Below are 20,159 nucleotides of genomic sequence, written 5' to 3'. Positions count from 1 at the left end.
GCGGGGTCACTCGCGGAAATCACCGCCGTTGGCTGGTTGTGACTCGACTTCCAGCAAGGTCAGTTTCAGGGTCTTGCCACCCGGCGCGGGCCAGTCGATGTGCTGACCGACCTTCAGGCCCAGCAGCGCGCTGCCGACCGGTGCGAGGATCGAGATCTTGCCTTCGTCGGCGTTGGCATCCTTGGGGTAGACCAGCGTCAGGTGATAATCCTTGCCGCTGCCTTCTTCGCGGCAGTGCACGCGGGAATTCATCGTCACGACATCAGCGGGCACTTCATCGTGGCCGACCAGTGTATCGGCGCGGTCCAGTTCGGTTTGCAGCGCGATCACGCCCGGCGCAGCCTGGTCTTTCTCGTTCAGGTTGTCGATCAGGCGCTCCAGACGTTGTACGTCCAGACGGGTAAGGGTGATGGAAGGTGCGGTCATGATCCGGGCAGACTCCTTTCTTCTGCACACAAAAAAAGCAAAACCCCGCCAAAAAAGACGGGGTTTTCACCGGGCCTCGATGGGTTGAGGCGTGTTCGGACACTATCACAGCTCAAAAAATATACAAGCCACCTTCCAGACCGGAGGAGACCCTTGTGGCGAGGGAGCTTGCTCCCGCTGGGGCGCGTAGCGGCCCTGAAATTCCTACGACTGCTGCGCAGCCGAGCGGGAGCAAGCTCCCTCGCCACAGATCGGATCAGGCATGTGATTTTCGTGCGGCAGCCTGCTGGCAGATGACCCGGCGGCGTTGATCGTCCGCCGAGCGCCATTCGCGAATATCCTCGACATGGCGGAAGCAGCCAAGGCAAACCTTCTGCTCATCCAGCCGGCAAACGCCAGTGCACGGTGACGGCACCGCTGGGCTGACGTTGCTGTAGAGCGGCTTGGGTGGGCGCGGGGCAACCTCGGTCACGATCAGATCTCTTCGAAATCCAGCTCAAGGCCGGTCTGGTCCTGAACGCAACGAGCCAGGACTTCACCGAGCAGTTCTTCAGACTTCTCGCAGCTCCATTTGCCCGACTCTTCGTCGTAGTCGAAGTGGAAACCACCGGAACGCGCCGCCAGCCACAGCTGACGCAGCGGCTCCTGGCGGCTGATGATCAGCTGGCTGCCGTTGTCGAACTTGATGGTCATCATGCCGGCCGTGATCTCGATATCGTCGGCATGATCCTCCAGCAACTCTTCCAACGCCTGCTGGGTGGCATCGACCAGATCGTGGAAACGCGCTTCGGACAAACTCATTGTGGCAACCTCAAAAAATGTCGGGTCAGGCTCAAGCGCCGCAAGATACGGGCGCTGCCGGCCGATTGCAAAGATTAACGACCAAGCACCGTTTCCCATCCAGCACTGGCGCCTGTGGGAGCGAGCCGGCTCCGGGCGGCGATCCGACGAAAGCGGTGTGTCAGCCAGCAAACATATCGGATGTGCCGGCCTCTTCGCGAGCAGGCTCGCTCCCACAAGGCTCCAGGTGTATCCAGAGAGCCCCGCCGGACGGGAACCCCCTCGCATAGGCAAGCTGCCGGGTGGCCGGTATACTCCGGCGCAATTAACGCATTTTCAAGGATTTCGCCATGAAGCGCCTGATCTCTTCCCTTGCTGCGCTCGTCGCGGTTGCCTGCCTCGTTTCGGCCTGTGGTCAAAAAGGCCCGCTGTACCTGCCGGATGACGATCAGGACCCGGCCGAGCAAGCCCAGTCTTCGCAAAAGCAGCCGTCCAAAGCACACAAGCACGACGTTTACCAATAAGGGATCGCCATGGACGCTTTTAACTACCGTGGCGGGGAGCTGTTCGCGGAAGGTGTGGCGCTGTCCGCCATCGCCGATCGCTTCGGCACGCCCACCTATGTCTACTCGCGTGCGCACATCGAAGCCCAGTATCTGGCCTACGCCGATGCCTTGGCGGGCGTGCCGCACCTGGTCTGCTACGCCGTAAAGGCTAACTCCAACCTCGGCGTGCTGAATGTTCTGGCCCGTCTCGGCGCCGGTTTCGACATCGTTTCCCGTGGCGAACTGGAGCGTGTACTGGCCGCTGGCGGCAGCGCCGACAAGATCGTCTTCTCCGGTGTCGGCAAGACCCGTGATGACATGCGTCGCGCGCTGGAAGTCGGCGTGCACTGCTTCAACGTCGAATCCACCGACGAACTGGAGCGCCTGCAAGTGGTGGCCGCCGAGCTGGGCGTTCGCGCGCCGATCTCGTTGCGCGTCAACCCGGACGTCGATGCCGGCACCCATCCGTACATTTCCACCGGTCTCAAAGAGAACAAGTTCGGCATCGCCATTGCCGACGCCGAAGACGTGTACGTGCGTGCCGCGCACCTGCCGAACCTGGAAGTGATCGGTGTCGATTGCCACATCGGCTCGCAACTGACCACCTTGCCGCCGTTCCTCGACGCTCTCGACCGTCTGCTGGACCTGGTCGACCGCCTCGGCGATTGCGGCATTCACCTGCGCCACATCGATCTCGGCGGTGGCCTGGGCGTGCGTTATCGCGATGAAGAGCCGCCACTGGCCGGCGATTACATCAAGGCTGTGCGTGAGCGTCTGAACGGTCGTGACCTGGCACTGGTGTTCGAGCCAGGCCGCTTTATCGTCGCCAACGCCGGCGTGCTGCTGACCCAGGTCGAATACCTCAAGCACACCGAACACAAGGATTTCGCCATCGTCGACGCGGCGATGAACGATCTGATCCGCCCGGCGCTGTATCAGGCCTGGATGGACGTCACCGCCGTCAAGCCGCGTGACAGCGCCGCGCGCCAGTACGACGTGGTTGGCCCGATCTGCGAAACCGGCGATTTCCTCGCCAAGGATCGTGAGCTGGCGCTGGAAGAAGGCGACCTGCTGGCCGTGCATTCGGCCGGTGCCTATGGCTTTGTGATGAGTTCCAACTACAACACCCGCGGCCGTGCCGCTGAAGTGCTGGTAGACGGTGATCAGGTTTTTGAAGTGCGCCGCCGCGAAACCGTGGCCGAGCTGTTTGCCGGCGAAAGCCTGCTGCCGGAGTAACCCATGCTGCTGCGTTTTACCAAAATGCACGGCCTGGGCAATGACTTCATGGTTCTCGACCTGGTCAGCCAGCACGCGCATATTCAGCCCAAGCACGCCAAGCAATGGGGCGACCGGCACACCGGTATCGGTTTCGACCAGTTGCTGATTGTCGAAGCGCCAAGCAACCCGGACGTGGATTTCCGTTACCGGATCTTCAACTCCGATGGCTCGGAAGTGGAACAGTGCGGCAACGGTGCGCGCTGCTTCGCGCGCTTCGTGCTCGACAAACGCCTGACCGCCAAACGGCAGATTCGCGTCGAGACCAAGGGCGGCATCATCGAGCTGGACGTGCGTAACGACGGCCAGATCGGAGTGAACATGGGCGCACCACGCCTGGTCCCGGCGGACATTCCGTTCGACGCACCGGCGCAGGCGTCCAGCTATCAGCTGGAAGTCGACGGCACCACGGTCGAACTGGCCGCCGTGTCGATGGGTAACCCCCATGCGGTGCTGCGCGTGCAGGACATCAATACCGCACCGGTGCATGAACTGGGACCGAAAATCGAACACCATCCGCGCTTTCCGGCGCGGGTCAACGTCGGTTTCATCCAGGTCATCGACCGCCACCGCGCGCAATTGCGCGTCTGGGAACGCGGCGCCGGGGAGACCCAAGCCTGCGGCACCGGCGCTTGCGCCGCGGCTGTCGCGGCTATCAGCCAGGGGTGGATGGATTCGCCGCTGTTGATCGACTTGCCCGGCGGGCGTCTGTCCATTGAATGGGCAGGCCCCGGCCATCCGGTGCTGATGACCGGCCCGGCAGTGCGTGTATACGAAGGACAAGTGCGTCTTTGAGTGAGCAGAAACCATGACCGATAAGCCTCAGGTACCCGCCCGACAGTCCGACGAATCAGCGTCCGAGAGCCTGGAGGCGGCAGCGGTTGCCGCATACCTGGAGGCTCATCCGGACTTCTTCGTCGAGCACGAAGAACTGCTGCCCGCCCTGCGCATTCCCCACCAGCGCGGTGACACCGTATCGCTGGTCGAACGGCAGATGAGCATTTTGCGCGACCGCAACATCGAGATGCGTCATCGCCTCTCGCATTTGATGGACGTCGCCCGCGACAACGACCGGCTGTTCGACAAGACCCGTCGCCTGATCCTGTCGCTGATGGACGCCGCCAGCCTCGAAGACGTGGTGATCAGTGTCGAAGACAGTCTGCGTCAGGATTTCCAGGTGCCTTTTGTCAGCCTGATCCTGCTCGGCGACAATCCGGCCTCGGTCGGCCGCTGGGTGACCCACGCCGACGCGCAAACCGCCATCGGCGGCCTGCTCACCGAAGGCAAAAGCGTCAGCGGCAGCCTGCGTGAGCATGAGCTGGACTTCCTGTTCGGCGAAGAACAGCGCAAGCAGATCGGCTCCACCGCCGTGGTCGCCGTCAGCCACCAAGGCATCCACGGTATTCTGGCCATCGCCAGCCGCGATCCGCAGCACTACAAGAGTTCGGTCGGCACGCTGTTTCTCAGCTACATCGCCGAAGTCATGGGCCGCGTGCTGCCACGGGTCAACAGCTCACTGCGCTCGGTACGCTGAGCATGGAACGACAACTGGACGCTTACTGCGAACACCTGCGCAGTGAGCGACAGGTGTCGCCGCACACCCTGTCGGCCTACCGCCGCGACCTCGATAAAGTCCTCGGCTGGTGCATCAAGCAGAACATCGGCAGCTGGGCGGCGCTGGATATTCAGCGTCTGCGCAGCCTGATCGCCCGGCTGCATGCTCAGGGACAATCGTCACGCAGTCTCGCCCGATTGCTTTCGGCGGTGCGCGGGCTCTATCACTACCTCAATCGCGAAGGTCTGTGCGACCACGACCCGGCGACCGGTCTGGCGCCGCCGAAAGGCGAACGGCGCCTGCCGAAAACCCTCGACACCGACCGTGCGTTGCAACTGCTGGAAGGTGCCGTCGAGGATGATTTTCTGGCGCGGCGCGATCAGGCGATTCTCGAACTCTTCTATTCCTCGGGCCTTCGCCTGTCCGAGCTGACCGGGCTCAACCTCGATCAGCTGGATCTGGCCGACGGCATGGTTCAGGTGCTCGGCAAGGGCAGCAAGACCCGCCTGCTGCCGGTGGGCAAAAAGGCCCGCGAAGCACTGGAGCAATGGCTGCCGCTGCGGGCCATGACCAACCCGGCCGACGACGCTGTGTTCGTCAGCCAGCAAGGCCGACGACTCGGCCCACGGGCGATTCAGGTGCGGGTGAAACTGGCCGGCGAGCGCGAACTGGGGCAGAACCTGCACCCGCATATGCTGCGGCACTCCTTCGCCAGCCACTTGCTGGAATCCTCGCAGGATCTGCGCGCGGTGCAGGAACTGCTCGGCCACTCGGACATCAAGACCACGCAAATCTACACCCACCTGGACTTCCAGCACCTGGCGGCGGTCTACGACAGCGCCCACCCACGGGCCAAACGCAGCAAAGGCGACGATTCATGAACATCCAGTTGATCACCTTCGACCTCGACGACACCCTGTGGGACACCGCGCCGGTGATCGTCAGCGCCGAAGCGGTATTGCGCGAATGGCTGAGCGAACACGCACCGAACCTGGGCGCGGTGCCGGTGGAGCATCTGTGGGCAATTCGCGAACGGGTGCTGACCCGCGAACCGGGCCTCAAGCACCGCATCAGCGCGCTGCGCCGACGGGTGCTGTTCCACGCACTGGAAGACGCCGGGTACGCCCACGGCGAAGCTTCGGATCTGGCCGACAAAAGTTTTGAAGTGTTCCTGCAGGCACGGCACCAGATCACGGTATTTCCCGAGGTCGAACCAACCCTGGAAATTCTCGCCAACCACTACGCCCTCGGCGTGGTCACTAATGGCAACGCTGACGTGCGCCGCCTCGGGCTCGCCGATTACTTCAAGTTTGCGTTGTGCGCCGAAGACATCGGTATTGCCAAGCCGGATGCGCGGCTGTTTCACGAGGCGTTGCAGCGTGGTGGTGCCACAGCCGAAACCGCCGTACATATCGGCGATCATCCAGGCGATGACATTGCCGGCGCGCAGCAAGCGGGTATGCGCGCGATCTGGTTCAACCCGGCGGGCAAGGTCTGGGAAGCGGAGCGTCAGCCGGATGCGGAGATCCGCAGCCTGACCGACTTGCCAGCGGTAGTCGCCCGCTGGAATGCCCTTGCCACCTGACACACAACCGTTTTTTTTGTGGCGAGGGAGCTTGCTCCCGCTCGGCTGCGCAGCAGTCGTAAAACCAGCCAACACAATATTCCTGAAAAACTGCGCCTGCAGATTTTGGGGTCGCTTTGCGACCCAGCGGGAGCAAGCTCCCTCGCCACAATGTCCCAGTGAACGAGCGCTTTTGTTCGAGGCATGAAAAAGCCCGCAGCGACGGCGGGCTTTTTCAGCAAGCAAGTGGCACGCCTCAGATAGGGCGGCTGCCGTACTTGTTGTCCGGCTTCTTGGGCGGATCGGCGACCACGTTGGCCTCCACTTCCTGCACCTTGCCGCCGCGCGCAAGGAATTCTTCCATGGCCTTGGCCAGGGCGTCGCGCTCCTTGTTCTTGGCTTCGATGCTCGGCAACTCGTCTACCGACACCGCAGCCTTGGCTTTGCCCTTGGCAGCCGGGGCCGGCGTATCGTCACCGCCATCGTCTTCAGCAACGTCTTCCGCTGCTGCTTCCAGACCGTCCTCGGCCTCGTCTTCGTCGCCTACTTCGAGGTCGTCGTTTTCCAGATCATCGTCGCTCATGTTCTACCTCATGACTTGCGAAAAGCAGATTAGTTATAGACCAGCTTTGGCGACTGTCGAAAGTCGCCGGAAAAAAATCGGTAACCGCTGGTGACCAGCGGTTTACGCCCCTTCACCGTGCAAGGTGGCGAGGACTTTACGGGCACCGCCATGATCACGGTGCTCGCCCAGATAAACGCCTTGCCAGGTTCCCAGAGCCAGACGCCCAGCCGATACCGGCAGACTGATCTGGCAGCCAAGCACGCTGGCCTTGAAGTGCGCCGGGAGGTCGTCCAGGCCTTCGTCGTTATGCTCATAGCCGTCTGTTCCTTGTGGGATCAGACGATTGAAAAATCGTTCGAAGTCGCGACGGACCGCCGGATCGGCGTTCTCGTTGATGGTCAACGACGCCGAGGTATGCTGCAGCCACAAATGCAACAGACCGACCCGGCACGCCTTGAGTTCAGGCAGGCCGGCGAGTAACTCGTCCGTTACCAGATGAAAGCCCCGGGGCCGTGCCCGCAGGGTTATCAGAGTCTGTTGCCACATACAGTTCTCCGCACGTTCGGGGCGCATTCTAGCGCGCTCTGGGAAAAAACAAAGGCCCTAATATTCCTGCAATGATGTAAGCCATTGGCCGCAGAAAAATGCCCATCGTAAACACGACGAAAGCCGTACGAAAAATCCTTTCAGCTGCTCTCTCAATGACAAATCCCGGACAAAAAAATGCCCGGCAAGCCGGGCAAGTTTTTTCGATGCGCGTACTTACAGGTTGTAGCCGCGTTCGTTGTGTTGTGCCAGGTCCAGGCCAACCGATTCTTCTTCCTCGGTCACCCGCAGCCCCATCACGGCGTCCAGCACCTTGAGGATGATGAAGGTGACAATCGCGGTGTAGATCACTGTGAAGCCGACGCCTTTGCATTGAATCCACACTTGCGCCGCGATGTCGGTCACGGTGCCGAAGCCGCCCAGCGACGGTGCAGCGAATACACCGGTCAGGATCGCACCGAGGATACCGCCGATACCGTGCACGCCGAATGCGTCCAGGGAGTCGTCATAACCAAGCTTGCGTTTCAGGGTGGTGGCGCAGAAGAAACACACCACACCCGCCGCCAGACCAATCACCAGTGCGCCCATCGGGCCCACGGTGCCAGCCGCCGGAGTGATTGCAACCAAACCGGCAACCACACCCGAGGCGATGCCCAGTGCACTTGGCTTGCCGTGGGTGATCCACTCGGCAAACATCCAGCCCAGTGCGGCAGCTGCGGTTGCAATCTGAGTGACCAGCATCGCCATACCGGCAGTACCGTTGGCAGCAGCGGCGGAACCGGCGTTGAAACCGAACCAGCCGACCCACAGCATCGCTGCACCCATCAGGGTGTAACCGAGGTTGTGCGGCGCCATCGGGGTGGTCGGGAAACCTTTGCGCTTGCCCAGTACCAGGCACGCTACCAGGCCGGCGATACCCGCGTTGATGTGCACCACGGTGCCGCCCGCGAAGTCGAGTACGCCCCAGTCCCACAACAGGCCGCCGTTACCGGACCAGACCATGTGTGCAATCGGTGCATAGACGAGGGTGAACCACACGCCCATGAAAATCAGCATCGCCGAGAATTTCATCCGCTCGGCGAACGCACCGACGATCAGCGCCGGGGTGATGATCGCGAAGGTCATCTGGAAGGTGACAAACACCGCCTCAGGGAACAACGCCGCCGGGCCGGTCAGGCTCGCCGGAGTGACACCGGCCAGAAAGGCCTTGCCCATGCCGCCGACGAAGGAATTGAAGTTGACGACGCCTTGCTCCATACCGGTAGTGTCAAACGCGATGCTGTAGCCATAAATGACCCACAGGACGCTGATCAGACCGGTAATGGCGAAGCACTGCATCATCACCGAAAGAATGTTTTTGGAGCGAACCATGCCGCCGTAGAACAGCGCGAGGCCGGGAATGGTCATGAACAGCACAAGGGCTGTGGAGGTCAGCATCCAGGCGGTATCGCCGGAATTGAGGACTGGAGGCGCCACCGGATCTGCCGCCATGGCCAGGCCGGGCATTACGATGGACAACAGGGCGCCTAGCCCTGCGAATTTACGCAGAGTCATATTGTTTTCTCCTGGGGCGTTGGGTTTGTGGCGGCGTTTAGATCGCGTCGGTATCGGTTTCGCCGGTACGGATGCGGATCGCCTGTTCCAGATTGACCACGAAGATCTTGCCGTCACCGATCTTGCCGGTGTTGGCCGCCTTGGTTATCGCCTCGATAACCCGATCCAGATCCTTGTCGTCGATGGCCACGTCGATTTTCACCTTGGGCAGAAAATCGACCACATATTCCGCGCCGCGATACAGCTCGGTGTGACCCTTCTGCCGGCCGAAGCCTTTGACTTCCGTAACGGTAATGCCCTGCACGCCGATTTCGGACAGCGACTCGCGCACGTCGTCCAACTTGAACGGCTTGATGATGGCAGTGACTAGCTTCATGAAACTCTCTCCCGAATTGGTGGACTTGCCCCAGGAAAACAAACCCGACTCAAGTCTAAGCGCAGTGCCTGGCTTTGTAACGCATCGTCGGCCTTACCTGCCCGACTGACGCCAGCTAACCGCTGCCGGCGAAACTCCCCGCTCCGCCTGCCGCACTGCATTCGTCACAGCGACTGCATCAGTGCATGGGTCACTACCGACTAAGCAGAAAGCTTGCCATCTCGCCAAATTCCTCTGATTTCAGTCCCTTGGCCGCTGCCGCAGGCGTTTGCACGAAAAACGCCCGACGGTTACGCACAACAACGGTGCGCTGCCGTCCGTCCGCTTGCGCGAAAAGCGTGCATCCGGGCCTGCGTCAATGACTATAGACACTGCGTGATACACTGCGCGCCACTGTTTACAGGACACATTCCATGCTCGCGCCCAAAGACTTCCTCGACGCCCTGAGCGGCACTGCCTCTCGCCTGTTCAGCGGCGACACCCCGCTGCCAAAAGCCGAAATCGAAAGCCAGTTCAAGATGCTGCTGCAAAGTGCTTTCAGCAAACTGGACCTGGTGAGCCGCGAAGAGTTTGATAGTCAGATGGTCGTTCTGGCGCGTACCCGCGCTCGCCTTGAAAGCCTTGAAGCCAAAGTCGCAGAACTGGAAGCCAGGCTGACGCCGCCGGCCGAGTAAGACTGCAGCCCCTGGGCCGAGACGCCTTCAAGTTTGCGAGTAGACATTAAACCGCCCCCGCCGAGGCAGGAGCGGTTTCCGTCAGATCAATCCTCTACAACGAATTATTCCAACGGTCTCGCAGAAACTCGTACAGGCGAAAAGCCCATAACGCGATTCTGACGAGGCGCCACATATGTTTAAGAAACTTAGACATACTTTGGCCCTCCTTGCGTGGGGCCAAACCTCCGATGCACTTTCCGGCGTACGAACATCTTCGGGACTACACACGAGTGTGTCCGCCAAGGCGGCCGGGTGTGGGTTCCCCAAAAACAGCACCGGCACGGGTCTCATACCGTGTCGAGGAACATGAAATCTTTAGCTCCTGGCCACACTTCACGAAAACTCGAGGAGTGGGCATCGTCGCCGGGGATGTTATGCCGGTAGTTCGAAGGGGACTTAAACAAGTTGTATCAAGTGATTAAGCAATGTTTCACACCTTAATGAGTCAATCATTTCAAGGCGATATTGACTTTGGACAAATGATGTCGGTGCTTGCGTCAACGTGAAAACGTGCATAACCTGCACATACACGAGTGTGTCCGCAAAGGATACGCAGGCCTTGGCCTCACCGAAGCCTGCAAACTGAAAACCGTCTACTCAAGGCGGTTTTTTTTCGCCTCGAAATTGGTTGACCTCCTCCCGCAACATCCAGTGAAAGTTCGCGCCCGCCAGCTCCCCTTTCCCCGACTACCCTTCAAAAACCCGCAGGAAGCGGCCCCCGATTCAGCTCAAGGAACGACCATGTCCCTGTCCATCGTCCACAGTCGCGCCCAAATAGGCGTGGATGCACCTGCCGTTACCGTCGAAGTTCATCTGGCCAACGGCCTGCCGTCGCTGACCATGGTCGGCCTGCCCGAGGCGGCGGTGAAGGAGAGCAAGGATCGGGTGCGCAGCGCGATCATCAATTCCGGGCTGCAGTTTCCGGCGCGGCGGATCACCCTGAATCTGGCGCCGGCGGATTTGCCCAAGGACGGCGGGCGGTTTGATCTGGCGATTGCCTTGGGGATTCTGTCGGCAAGTGTGCAGGTGCCGTGTCTCACGCTGGATGAGGTGGAATGCCTTGGTGAACTGGCGCTGTCCGGCGCGGTGCGGCCGGTGCGCGGGGTGTTGCCAGCGGCGCTGGCGGCGCGCAAGGCCGGGCGGGCCCTGGTGGTGCCGCGGGCGAATGCCGAGGAGGCCTGTCTGGCTTCGGGCCTGAAAGTGTTTGCGGTGGATCATCTGCTGGAAGCCGTGGCGCATTTCAACGGGCATACGCCGGTCGAGCCTTATGTCTCGGACGGGCTGATCCACGCGGCGAAACCTTATCCCGACCTCAACGAAGTGCAAGGACAGATGGCCGCCAAACGGGCGCTGCTGATTGCGGCGGCAGGCGCGCACAACCTGTTGTTCAGCGGGCCGCCGGGCACTGGCAAAACGTTGTTGGCGAGTCGCCTGCCAGGCCTGCTGCCGCCCCTGTCCGAATCCGAAGCGCTGGAAGTGGCGGCGATTCAATCGGTCGCCAGCGGCGTGCCGCTGACTCACTGGCCGCAGCGTCCATTCCGTCAACCGCACCATTCTGCATCGGGGCCGGCGCTGGTCGGTGGCAGCTCGAAACCACAACCCGGCGAAATCACCCTCGCCCACCACGGCGTGCTGTTTCTCGACGAGCTTCCGGAATTTGATCGCAAGGTATTGGAGGTACTGCGCGAACCTCTGGAATCCGGATATATCGTGATCGCCAGAGCCAAGGATCGCGTGCGATTCCCCGCGCGTTTCCAGCTGGTGGCAGCGATGAACCCCTGCCCCTGTGGATATCTGGGCGAGCCGAGCGGCAAGTGTTCGTGCACACCAGACATGGTGCAGCGCTACCGTAACAAGCTCTCGGGGCCGTTGCTGGATCGGATCGATCTGCACCTGACGGTGGCGCGGGAGGCAACGGCGTTGAATCCATTGGTCAAACCGGGCGAGGACAGTGCCAGTGCGGCAGCCGTGGTGGCCGAGGCACGAGAACGCCAGCAAAAACGTCAGCGTTGTGCCAACGCCTTTCTTGATCTACCGGCGCTCAAGCGGCACTGCCAGTTATCCACAGCCGATGAGAAATGGCTCGAGTCAGCCTGTGAACGGCTGACACTCTCACTGCGTTCGGCACATCGCTTGCTCAAGGTTGCGCGCACACTGGCGGACCTTGAGCAAGTGGATGCGATCAAGCGTGAGCACTTGGCCGAGGCGCTGCAATACCGCCCGGCAACGCCTTAATGCTCGGTCAAATCCACCAGCGGCGCCTGCCGTACTTCGGTTTCGCGCCCGGCCTGAATCTCGGTCACGCGCTTCAATGCGTTATCCACAGCGCTTTTGTCTGCCAGCAGGCTGTAGCTGATCTGAAACTGTTGGCTGGCCTTTGGCGCAATGGTCGGTACCAGGTTCAGCGGACGCTGATAGCGGCGGTTGTAGGAAAAACTGGTTCCCGGCTCAAGGCCCGTGACATAGCCCTGCCCTTGGGTGTCGGTGTTTTTCCACAGAGAAAATACCGGCAGCTGCCGGGTATTGAAGCCGACGGAGACACCGAGGCTGCCAGCCTTGTCATGCAGCACGGTCAAGGTTTCGCCTTTGGCGTCGGCGTAGGGTATGACGTTGTAGACGGTTTCGTCATAGTCCTTGGTCGGCCCGCGATAGGTCTGCCAGTCGGCCAACTCGGCTTTGGCCTTGTCGTTGAAGGGCGAGACCTGTTTCACCGGTGCCGCGAACCGCGCGCCCTGCTCGAGGAACGGCGTGCTGAAGTTACTGTGGTACAGCGCCTGGTATTCCTTTGGATAATCGCCGTTGTTGGTCAGCGTATCGTTAAGGGCAAAACGGGTGCTGCCGGGCTCAGTGACAAGCTCCGTCATCACCGAAAAGTCGACTTTCTTGAACGCCTGCTCTTTCAGTTCGCCGCGCAGGCTGATGGCATAGGGTGGTTTTTCATCGATGTGCAGCGTGACGCTGCTGGCCGGGATATTGGCAGCGCGGCCATGCAGGGTCAGCAACTCGCCATTGTCCATGCCGGGATGGCCGACCCATTCGTAACCGCAGCGGGTCACCAGTTCATTGAAGCCTTCCAGCCAGCCCAGACCACCGCGCCCATTGAGCTCGATGAAGGCCGGGTTGACCACGTCCTTGACCGGCGAATCCCAACCCATGCGTACATTGCCGACGGAGGCCTGCAGGACATTCATGCCACGGGTTGGCACCACCGAGAGTTTCATCGTGCCGTTATCGATATCGACGATGCTGACACCTTCCTGTCGCCCACCGTGCAGGGTGCGCAGGCTTATGGAGAAAGGTTTTCCGGTTTTCACATCGAGCTGCTCACTGGTGATCGTCCAGTTTTGCGCGGGCTTGTTGGTATCGAGGAGTACGTAATCCCAAGCCATCGCGTGGGAAGCAGCAGAGAGTGCGCCGAGGGCAACGGCGAGTTTGAGCAGGGTCATGGCAGCAGCCTTTATTGGAGTTGTGCCATTTTTATAGCGCTGCGGAAACGTTTCAGCAAGAAAAGATGAGAGACATATAGATTGATTTGCCATGGATCGGCGGCGTTGCATTCGCGAGCAGGCTCGCTCCCACAGACTATTCGGGTGCTCAAACGATTTATGAGCGACCCCGGAAACTGTGGGAGCGAGCCTGCTCGCGAAAGCTATATCAAGGCCGTATCAACGGAAGCGATCAACCTCGGAACGCAGATCCGCCGCCAGCTTTTCAAGCTCTTTGGCGGTGACCGCGAGGTTGGAAACCACTTCCCGCTGCTCGCTGTTGGCCAGCGCAATACTCTGCAGATTGCTGCTGAGCAACGTCGCCGTGCTGCTCTGCTCCTGCGTCGCCGTGGTAATCGCCGCAAACTGCTGCCCTGCCGAACGGCTCTGTTCATCGATCCGCGCCAGCGCCGAAGCCACATTGGCGTTGCGCGACAGGCCTTCCTGCATCAGCACATTGCCCTGCTCCATGGTGCTGATGGCGTTGCCGGTTTCCTGCTGGATGCTGTGAATCATCCCGGAGATTTCATCAGTGGCCTGACGGGTGCGCGAAGCCAGGTTACGCACCTCATCGGCGACCACGGCAAAACCACGACCCTGTTCACCGGCACGGGCCGCTTCGATGGCCGCGTTGAGCGCCAGCAGGTTGGTCTGTTCGGCAATCGAGGTGATCACACTGACAATGCCGCCGATTTCCTGGGAACGCTGGCCAAGGGTGTTGATCACGGTAGCCGTGGTGTTCAGCGCGCCAGCGATTTGCTCCAGCGAGGAAGAGGCCTCGTCCATGGAAGTACGACCGATCTGCGTCTGCTGAGCGTTTTCCTGGGCCAGACGCTGGGTGGCCCCCATGTTGTCGGCGATGTTCAGCGAGGTGGCGCTGAACTCTTCAACTGCGCCGGCCATGCTGGTGATTTCGCCGGACTGCTGCTCCATGCCTTCGTAGGCACCACCGGACAAACCGGACAATGCCTGGGCGCGGCTGTTGACCTCTTCCGAGGAGCGGCGGATGTGTTCGACCATCGTCGACAGCGCCTGGCTCATCTGGTTGAACGCGCGGGACAGCTGACCGATCTCGTCGTTGCTCGACACGTTCAGGCGCACGCTCAGATCACCCGCGCCTAGCGCTTCGGCCTGACGTACCAGATCACTCAGCGGCGCCAGTTTGCTGCGCAGCAACCACACCACCGAACCCACCGCCAACAGCATCGCCAGCAGACTGCCGATGGCCAGTTGCGTGCCGACGCTCCAGGTCACCGCGCGAATTTCGGCTTTCGGCATACTTGCCACCACCGCCCACGGCCCACCGTCAAATGGCACCGAAACGCTGTAGAAATCTTCGTTCTTGTCGCCCCAGAACTGACCTTTGCCAGGGGTTTTGGCCAGAGCGCCAATCACCGTAACCGCCTGATCCAATGCCTGGACGCCCGCCGGCGCCACCAGCCATTTGTTCTGCTCATCCAGCAGCGCCAGCGAACCGGTCTGGCCGATGCGGAAGCGCTTGAGATTGTCGAACTGGGCGTTTTGCGCATCGGTGTAATCAAAACCAACGAACAACACCGCAATCACTTTGCCGCTGCCATCGCGCACCGGGGTGTATTGGGTCATGTAGGAACGATCGAACAGCAGCGCGCGGCCGACGTAACCCTGCCCGGCCATCAACTTCGCGTAGGCCGGATGTGCGTGATCGAGCAGAGTGCCGATAGCGCGCGTGCCGTCCTGTTTGGTCAGCGAGGTGCTGACCCGCACGAAGTCTTCGCCGCTGCGCACGAACAGCGTGGCAACGCCGGCAGTCATTTGCTTGAACTCGTCGACTTCCTTGAAGTTGTTGTTCAACACTTCGCTGCCCAAGTGCAGGCCCGGGGTCTGGGTGCCGGCGACGTTCACCGGTTCATCCGGGTGAATGCTCAGGCCCGCGCTGAAGCGCTTCTCGAACAACCCGCTCAGGCGCTGGGTGCTCTCGCGCAGCGTGCCGTGGAAGGTGCTCAACTGGTCAGCCAGCAGCCGCGCCTCACTGGCGAGGTGTTCCTCACGGGTGGCGAGATTGGCGGAATCCAGCGAACGCAGGGCGAATACCGTACTGCCGCTGATGACGATCGCCAGTATTACAGCGAGCGCGAGGCCCAGCTGCGAAGCGATCCGAGCGCGAGGTTGAGACATGAACAGCTCCTGGCCGAGCCACCGGATCCTCCTTGATCGCAGCACCTGCTCGGAAAATTCTAATAATGGGGGTGGAATCGTGGAGACCGGCACGACGGTCCCACATGCTCATTTTCGGCGGTCAAACCGAATACTTGAGTAAATAGCGGGGTTATGGCGCAAGGCCAGCATTGTGGCGGCTCTAACGTTTCAGCTCAAGCGCTTGACCTGCGGCAGCGACATGGCGCGCACTTCGCCTTGCAGAAAATCACTGAGGCGGCGCAAACGTTCACCCCCCGGACGGGTTTTCGGCCACACCAGGTAGTAATTCAGGCCACTGGCGACGGCAGTCGGCCACGGCAGGCTCAAGCGGCCCTGCGCCACATCTTCGGCGACCATCAGCAGATCCCCCATCGACACCCCATAGCCTCGGGCAGCAGCGATCATGCCCAGTTCGAGGGTATCGAACACCTGCCCGCCCTTGAGCGACACCTGATCGGACAGCCCCATGTGCTCCAGCCAACTGCGCCAGTCACGCCGGTCCGGGGTCGGGTGCAGCAACTCGGTGGAGGCCAGCCGCGCCACGTCCCAGGGTTGATCGTTCAGCAGGTTTGGCGCGCCGACCGGGATCAATTCTTCGGGAAACAGCAGGCTGGCCTCCCAGTCCGGCGGGAAGTGCCCGTCACTGAGCAGTACCGCGCAATCGAATGGCTCATTGTTGAAATCCACCGAATCCACGTCCATCCACGCACTGGTCAGTTGCACTTCGTTGCCCGGTTGCAGGTGGCGGAAACGACTGAGTCGCGCCAGCAGCCAGCGCATGGTCAGGGTCGATGGCGCTTTCATGCGCAGGATGTCGTCCTCGGCGCGCAAGGTATTGCAGGCGCGTTCAAGGGCTGCAAAGCCCTCGCGAATGCCGGGCAACAACATCCGCGCCGATTCCGTCAGTTGCAGGTTGCGTCCGCTGCGGTGAAACAGCTTGCAGGCAAAATGTTCTTCCAGCGTCTTGATGTGCCGGCTGACGGCACTCTGGGTGATCGACAACTCCTCGGCCGCCCGGGTGAACGAGCTGTGCCGCGCCGCCGCTTCGAATGCGCGCAGGGCATACAAGGGTGGAAGACGACGGGACATACACAAAGCTCCTTTGGCGGCATCCGGCCACCCCGGCGAGGTTTATTCATGATGAGTTTTAATCATGCCACCCATCCTTTTTATCCTTTTGTGCAAACCCTGCCAAGCGCCGAGAATCGACGGTCTCTTGTTCCCTTTGATTGATGGGTGGTGATGACCATGCAGCATCCTGTGCGTACCGAACTCTGGGCCATCCTGCGGCTGGCGGGGCCGTTGATTGCTTCACAGTTGGCGCACATGCTGATGGTGCTGACCGACACGCTGATGATGGCGCGCCTGAGTCCCGAGGCGCTGGCCGGTGGCGGACTGGGCGCGGCAAGTTATTCGTTCGTGTCGATTTTCTGCATCGGCGTGATCGCGGCGGTCGGCACCCTGGTGGCGATCCGTCAGGGCGCCGGCGACATCATCGGCGCGGCCCGCCTGACTCAGGCCGGATTATGGCTGGCATGGCTGATGGCGCTGGGCGCCGGTCTGCTGCTGTGGAATCTGAAACCGGTGTTACTGCTGTTCGGCCAAACCGAAACCAACGTCCAGGCCGCCGGGCAATTCCTCATCGCCCTGCCCTTTGCCCTGCCCGGCTATCTGAGCTTCATGGCCCTGCGCGGCTTTACCAGTGCGATCGGCCGGGCGACGCCGGTGATGGTCATCAGCCTGGGCGGCACCGTGGCCAACTTCCTGCTCAATTACGCGCTGATCACCGGCCTGTTCGGCCTGCCGAAACTGGGGCTGACCGGCATCGGACTGGTCACGGCAATCGTTGCCAACTGCATGGCGCTCGCGCTGGCCTGGCACATCCGCCGGCACCCGGCCTACGACGCTTACCCGCTGCGCGCCGGCCTGTCGCGGCCAAATCGTCAGTATCTGAAAGAACTGTGGCGACTCGGCCTGCCGATTGGCGGCACCTATGCCGTGGAGGTCGGTTTGTTCGCCTTCGCCGCGCTGTGCATGGGGACCATGGGCAGCACGCAACTGGGCGCACACCAGATTGCCCTGCAGATCGTTTCGGTAGCGTTCATGGTGCCGGCGGGGATGTCCTACGCGATCACCATGCGCGTCGGCCAGCACTACGGCGCCGGGCAACTGAGCGATGCACGCATGTCCGGCCGGGTCGGGATCGTCTTCGGTGCAGTGGTAATGCTGGGTTTCGCCATGGTGTTCTGGCTGTTGCCGAATCAACTGGTCGGTTTGTTCCTCGATCACCACGACCCGGCGTTTGCCGAGGTGATCCGCCTGGCGGTGAGCCTGCTGGCGGTGGCGGCATGGTTTGAACTGTTTGACGGTACGCAGACGATTGCCATGGGCTGTATCCGTGGACTCAAGGACGCAAAAACCACGTTTCTGGTCGGCCTCGGTTGCTATTGGCTGATCGGCGCGCCGGCGGCGTGGTGGATGGCGTTCCACCTGCATTGGGGGCCGACGGGTGTCTGGTGGGGTCTGGCGCTGGGTCTGGCGTGTGCGGCGGTGAGCCTGACGCTGGCGTTTGAATGGAAGATGAAGCGGATGATCCGGCTGGAGCCTGTGTCACAGAGGTTTGAGGCCGTTCGCGCAGATTAGGATCAAAAGATCGCAGCCTTCGGCAGCTCCTACAGGGAATTGTGTAGGAGCTGCCGCAGGCTGCGATCTTTTAAACGGCCTCCACAGAAACCTGCTGACTTGAGCCAAACGTCAGGTACTCAACCAACTCCGCCAACGGCAACGGCCGGCTGATCAGATACCCCTGCACCTGGTCGCAGCCAAAGCCGCGCAACAACTCCAGCTGTTCCGGTGTTTCCACGCCTTCGGCCACCACTTCCAGATGCAGGTTGTGCGCGAGGTTGATCATCGCGTGCACCAGTTTGCGGTTCTCTTCGCGCTGTTCCATGCCGCCGACGAAGCTCTTGTCGATCTTCAGCAAGGTGATCGGCAGGCTGTTGAGGTGCACGAACGACGAGAACCCGGTGCCGAAGTCATCCAGCGAGAAACGCACGCCGAGGCGGCCGAGGGCGTCCATGGTCTGTTTGACCAGATCGCTGCGGCGCATCACGGCGGTTTCGGTGAGTTCGAATTCCAGCCACTGCGCCTCGACCCCACGCTCGGCAATCAGCCGACTGAGCGTCGGCAGCAACTGACTGTCCTGAAACTGGCGGAACGACAGGTTGATTGCCATGTGCAGCGCCGGCAGCCCGCGCTCGCGCAGCGCCTGCATGTCACGCAGGGCGCGGGAAATCACCCAGTAACCCAGCGGCACGATCAAACCGCTTTGTTCAGCGAGCGGCACGAATTCGCTCGGCGGCAGCAGACCACGCTCGCCATGACGCCAGCGCACCAGCGCTTCAAGGCCGACGATTTGCCCGTCCGCCAGATTCAGGCGTGGCTGGTAGTGCAACTCCAGCTCATCACGACGCAAGGCCCGGCGCAGTTCGCTTTCGAGGTCGGCCATGCTCCGCGCGTTGCGGTTGATGCGTTCGTTGAAGATATGGAACGTGCAACCCTGGGTGCTCTTGGCCTGCTGCATGGCAATGTGCGCGTGCCACATCAGCGGATCGGCGCCGCCCTGCGCACGGGCGTGGGCGATGCCGAGGCTGGAGCCGATCAACAGGCTTTCGCCATCGACCCAATACGGTTCGGACAAGGCTTCGGTGATGCGTTCGGCCATCCACTCGGCGCGTTGTGGCGCACGGCGGGTGTCGATCAGCAGGGCAAACTCATCGCTGCCCAGGCGGGCCAGCTGATCACCGGCCTCCAACTGACTTTTCAGCCGCGCAACGACCTGCAGGATCAGCCGGTCGCCGGCCTGATGGCCGAGGGCGTCGTTGGCGTGACGGAAGTTGTCGAGATCCAGATGCCCCAGGGCCAGACCGCGACCGTCGTTTTCCGCCAGGCGCGCCGCGAGCAAGGTCTGGAAACCCTGGCGATTGGCGATGCCGGTCAGCGGATCCTGTTCGGCGAGGCGTTGCAGGGTGTTTTCCAGCACGCCGCGCTCACGCACGTGGCGCAGGCAGCGGCGCAGCATGCCGGCGTCGAGCGCGTCGAACACCAGCCAGTCACTGACACCCACCGGCGCGGTGGCGGGTTCGTGCTCCAGCAGCAACACCGTCGGCAGGCTGCAACGGCCCGGGGCCGGCTGCAGCGCGGGAACGGTCAACAACACCGCGTGGCGATTGTCTTCGAACAGACTGCTGACCGACTCCCAGCTCGGCGCGCTGATCAGCACCGCCGCGCTCCCCATCGGAGCCAGACACTCGCGCAATAACGCTGTCCACGCTGGCTCTTCGGCCAGTAGCAGCAAACGCAAGGGTTCGACAGGCGTAGACAAGCTAGCTCCCTAGACTCTGCAATGATGTGGGCGGGGCATTATGCCGTTGCGATGTTCAATGACAACGATTATCAGAACGTTATTTTGTGTCACGAATGAGAACATTAGCCGCAAAATCACCGTGTATCCTCCGCGAAAGTAACAAAACCGGCAAATTTGAATCGCGTGGTGCGTCACAAGTCGGAGAGAGCAGCACAAATCGCTGAGCCT

The 20,159-nt window shown here is 61.4% G+C and carries 20 protein-coding genes; 9 read left to right on the top strand and 11 right to left on the bottom strand.

Annotated features, from left to right (window positions below; all coding sequences use genetic code 11):
* Positions 1–6 precede the first annotated feature (6 nt).
* The 3 genes from rnk to cyaY form a co-directional block, all read right to left on the bottom strand.
* Positions 7–426, bottom strand: coding sequence for a nucleoside diphosphate kinase regulator (gene rnk, locus OC71_RS18025; protein WP_041071993.1), 420 nt, complete (start codon positions 424–426; stop codon positions 7–9).
* 256 nt (positions 427–682) lie between these two features.
* Positions 683–898: a DUF1289 domain-containing protein gene (locus OC71_RS27120; protein WP_084234229.1), complete on the bottom strand. Its 216-nt coding sequence runs from the start codon at positions 896–898 to the stop codon at positions 683–685.
* A 2-nt stretch (positions 899–900) separates the two neighbouring features.
* Positions 901–1,227 carry an iron donor protein CyaY gene (gene cyaY, locus OC71_RS18020; RefSeq protein ID WP_041071991.1) on the bottom strand — a complete coding sequence of 109 codons (327 nt, stop codon included), beginning with the start codon at positions 1,225–1,227 and terminating at the stop codon, positions 901–903.
* A 329-nt stretch (positions 1,228–1,556) separates the two neighbouring features.
* Between cyaY and OC71_RS27115 the strand changes: the two genes are divergently transcribed.
* From OC71_RS27115 to OC71_RS17990, 6 genes are read left to right on the top strand one after another with little or no spacing between them, the layout of a single operon-like run.
* Positions 1,557–1,730 (top strand): lipoprotein, encoded by a 174-nt coding sequence (locus tag OC71_RS27115; RefSeq protein WP_007911098.1) that lies wholly within the window; start codon positions 1,557–1,559, stop codon positions 1,728–1,730.
* A gap of 9 nt (positions 1,731–1,739) precedes the next feature.
* Complete coding sequence (gene lysA / locus OC71_RS18010; protein WP_041071989.1) at positions 1,740–2,987, top strand: diaminopimelate decarboxylase; 1,248 nt, start codon at positions 1,740–1,742, stop codon at positions 2,985–2,987.
* A gap of 3 nt (positions 2,988–2,990) precedes the next feature.
* Positions 2,991–3,821 (top strand): diaminopimelate epimerase, encoded by an 831-nt coding sequence (gene dapF, locus OC71_RS18005; protein WP_041071988.1) that lies wholly within the window; start codon positions 2,991–2,993, stop codon positions 3,819–3,821.
* Positions 3,822–3,834: 13 nt separating this feature from the next.
* Positions 3,835–4,560, top strand: a complete 726-nt coding sequence (locus tag OC71_RS18000) for a DUF484 family protein (RefSeq protein WP_041071987.1) — start codon at positions 3,835–3,837, stop codon at positions 4,558–4,560.
* Between the two features lie 2 nt (positions 4,561–4,562).
* Complete coding sequence (gene xerC, locus OC71_RS17995; RefSeq protein WP_041071985.1) at positions 4,563–5,462, top strand: tyrosine recombinase XerC; 900 nt, start codon at positions 4,563–4,565, stop codon at positions 5,460–5,462.
* Positions 5,459–6,166 (top strand): HAD family hydrolase, encoded by a 708-nt coding sequence (locus tag OC71_RS17990; protein WP_041071983.1) that lies wholly within the window; start codon positions 5,459–5,461, stop codon positions 6,164–6,166. The genes xerC and OC71_RS17990 overlap by 4 nt, the downstream gene beginning before the upstream one ends.
* 235 nt (positions 6,167–6,401) lie before the next feature.
* Here OC71_RS17990 and sutA read toward each other — a convergent pair whose 3' ends face one another.
* From sutA to glnK, 4 genes are all read right to left on the bottom strand, one after another.
* On the bottom strand, positions 6,402–6,728 hold the full coding sequence (gene sutA / locus OC71_RS17985; RefSeq protein WP_007951900.1) for a transcriptional regulator SutA: 327 nt from the start codon (positions 6,726–6,728) through the stop codon (positions 6,402–6,404).
* Between the two features lie 102 nt (positions 6,729–6,830).
* Positions 6,831–7,256: a secondary thiamine-phosphate synthase enzyme YjbQ gene (locus OC71_RS17980; protein WP_003229414.1), complete on the bottom strand. Its 426-nt coding sequence runs from the start codon at positions 7,254–7,256 to the stop codon at positions 6,831–6,833.
* A gap of 216 nt (positions 7,257–7,472) precedes the next feature.
* Positions 7,473–8,810: an ammonium transporter gene (locus tag OC71_RS17975; RefSeq protein WP_041071980.1), complete on the bottom strand. Its 1,338-nt coding sequence runs from the start codon at positions 8,808–8,810 to the stop codon at positions 7,473–7,475.
* Positions 8,811–8,847: 37 nt separating this feature from the next.
* Complete coding sequence (gene glnK / locus OC71_RS17970; RefSeq protein ID WP_002555808.1) at positions 8,848–9,186, bottom strand: P-II family nitrogen regulator; 339 nt, start codon at positions 9,184–9,186, stop codon at positions 8,848–8,850.
* A 413-nt stretch (positions 9,187–9,599) separates the two neighbouring features.
* On the opposite strand from glnK, the gene OC71_RS17965 reads away from it, so the two are divergent.
* Together OC71_RS17965 and OC71_RS17960 are read left to right on the top strand one after the other, a co-directional pair.
* On the top strand, positions 9,600–9,860 hold the full coding sequence (locus tag OC71_RS17965) for an accessory factor UbiK family protein (protein ID WP_041071977.1): 261 nt from the start codon (positions 9,600–9,602) through the stop codon (positions 9,858–9,860).
* Positions 9,861–10,643: 783 nt separating this feature from the next.
* Entirely contained in the window at positions 10,644–12,137 is a 1,494-nt protein-coding gene (locus OC71_RS17960) for a YifB family Mg chelatase-like AAA ATPase (protein WP_041071975.1), read from the top strand.
* Here the strand turns inward: OC71_RS17960 and OC71_RS17955 are convergent.
* The 3 genes from OC71_RS17955 to OC71_RS17945 form a co-directional block, all read right to left on the bottom strand.
* The gene (locus OC71_RS17955) at positions 12,134–13,348 is read right to left on the bottom strand and encodes an aldose 1-epimerase family protein (RefSeq protein ID WP_041071973.1); all 1,215 of its coding nucleotides are present in this window, start codon (positions 13,346–13,348) and stop codon (positions 12,134–12,136) included. The genes OC71_RS17960 and OC71_RS17955 overlap by 4 nt on opposite strands.
* 219 nt (positions 13,349–13,567) lie before the next feature.
* The gene (locus OC71_RS17950) at positions 13,568–15,544 is read right to left on the bottom strand and encodes a methyl-accepting chemotaxis protein (protein WP_041071971.1); all 1,977 of its coding nucleotides are present in this window, start codon (positions 15,542–15,544) and stop codon (positions 13,568–13,570) included.
* Between the two features lie 189 nt (positions 15,545–15,733).
* Complete coding sequence (locus OC71_RS17945) at positions 15,734–16,654, bottom strand: LysR substrate-binding domain-containing protein (RefSeq protein ID WP_041071969.1); 921 nt, start codon at positions 16,652–16,654, stop codon at positions 15,734–15,736.
* A 159-nt stretch (positions 16,655–16,813) separates the two neighbouring features.
* On the opposite strand from OC71_RS17945, the gene OC71_RS17940 reads away from it, so the two are divergent.
* Entirely contained in the window at positions 16,814–18,208 is a 1,395-nt protein-coding gene (locus tag OC71_RS17940) for a NorM family multidrug efflux MATE transporter (protein ID WP_041072180.1), read from the top strand.
* A gap of 70 nt (positions 18,209–18,278) precedes the next feature.
* Here OC71_RS17940 and OC71_RS17935 read toward each other — a convergent pair whose 3' ends face one another.
* Entirely contained in the window at positions 18,279–19,949 is a 1,671-nt protein-coding gene (locus OC71_RS17935; RefSeq protein ID WP_041071967.1) for a bifunctional diguanylate cyclase/phosphodiesterase, read from the bottom strand.
* Between the last annotated feature and the right edge of the window lie 210 nt (positions 19,950–20,159).

The sequence above is a fragment of the Pseudomonas sp. W15Feb9B genome (assembly GCF_000828175.1).
GTDB classification, from domain to species: Bacteria; Pseudomonadota; Gammaproteobacteria; order Pseudomonadales; family Pseudomonadaceae; genus Aquipseudomonas; species Aquipseudomonas parakoreensis.
Note: the sequence above shows the minus strand (reverse complement) of the source record. Positions and strands in the feature narration are given on the sequence as shown.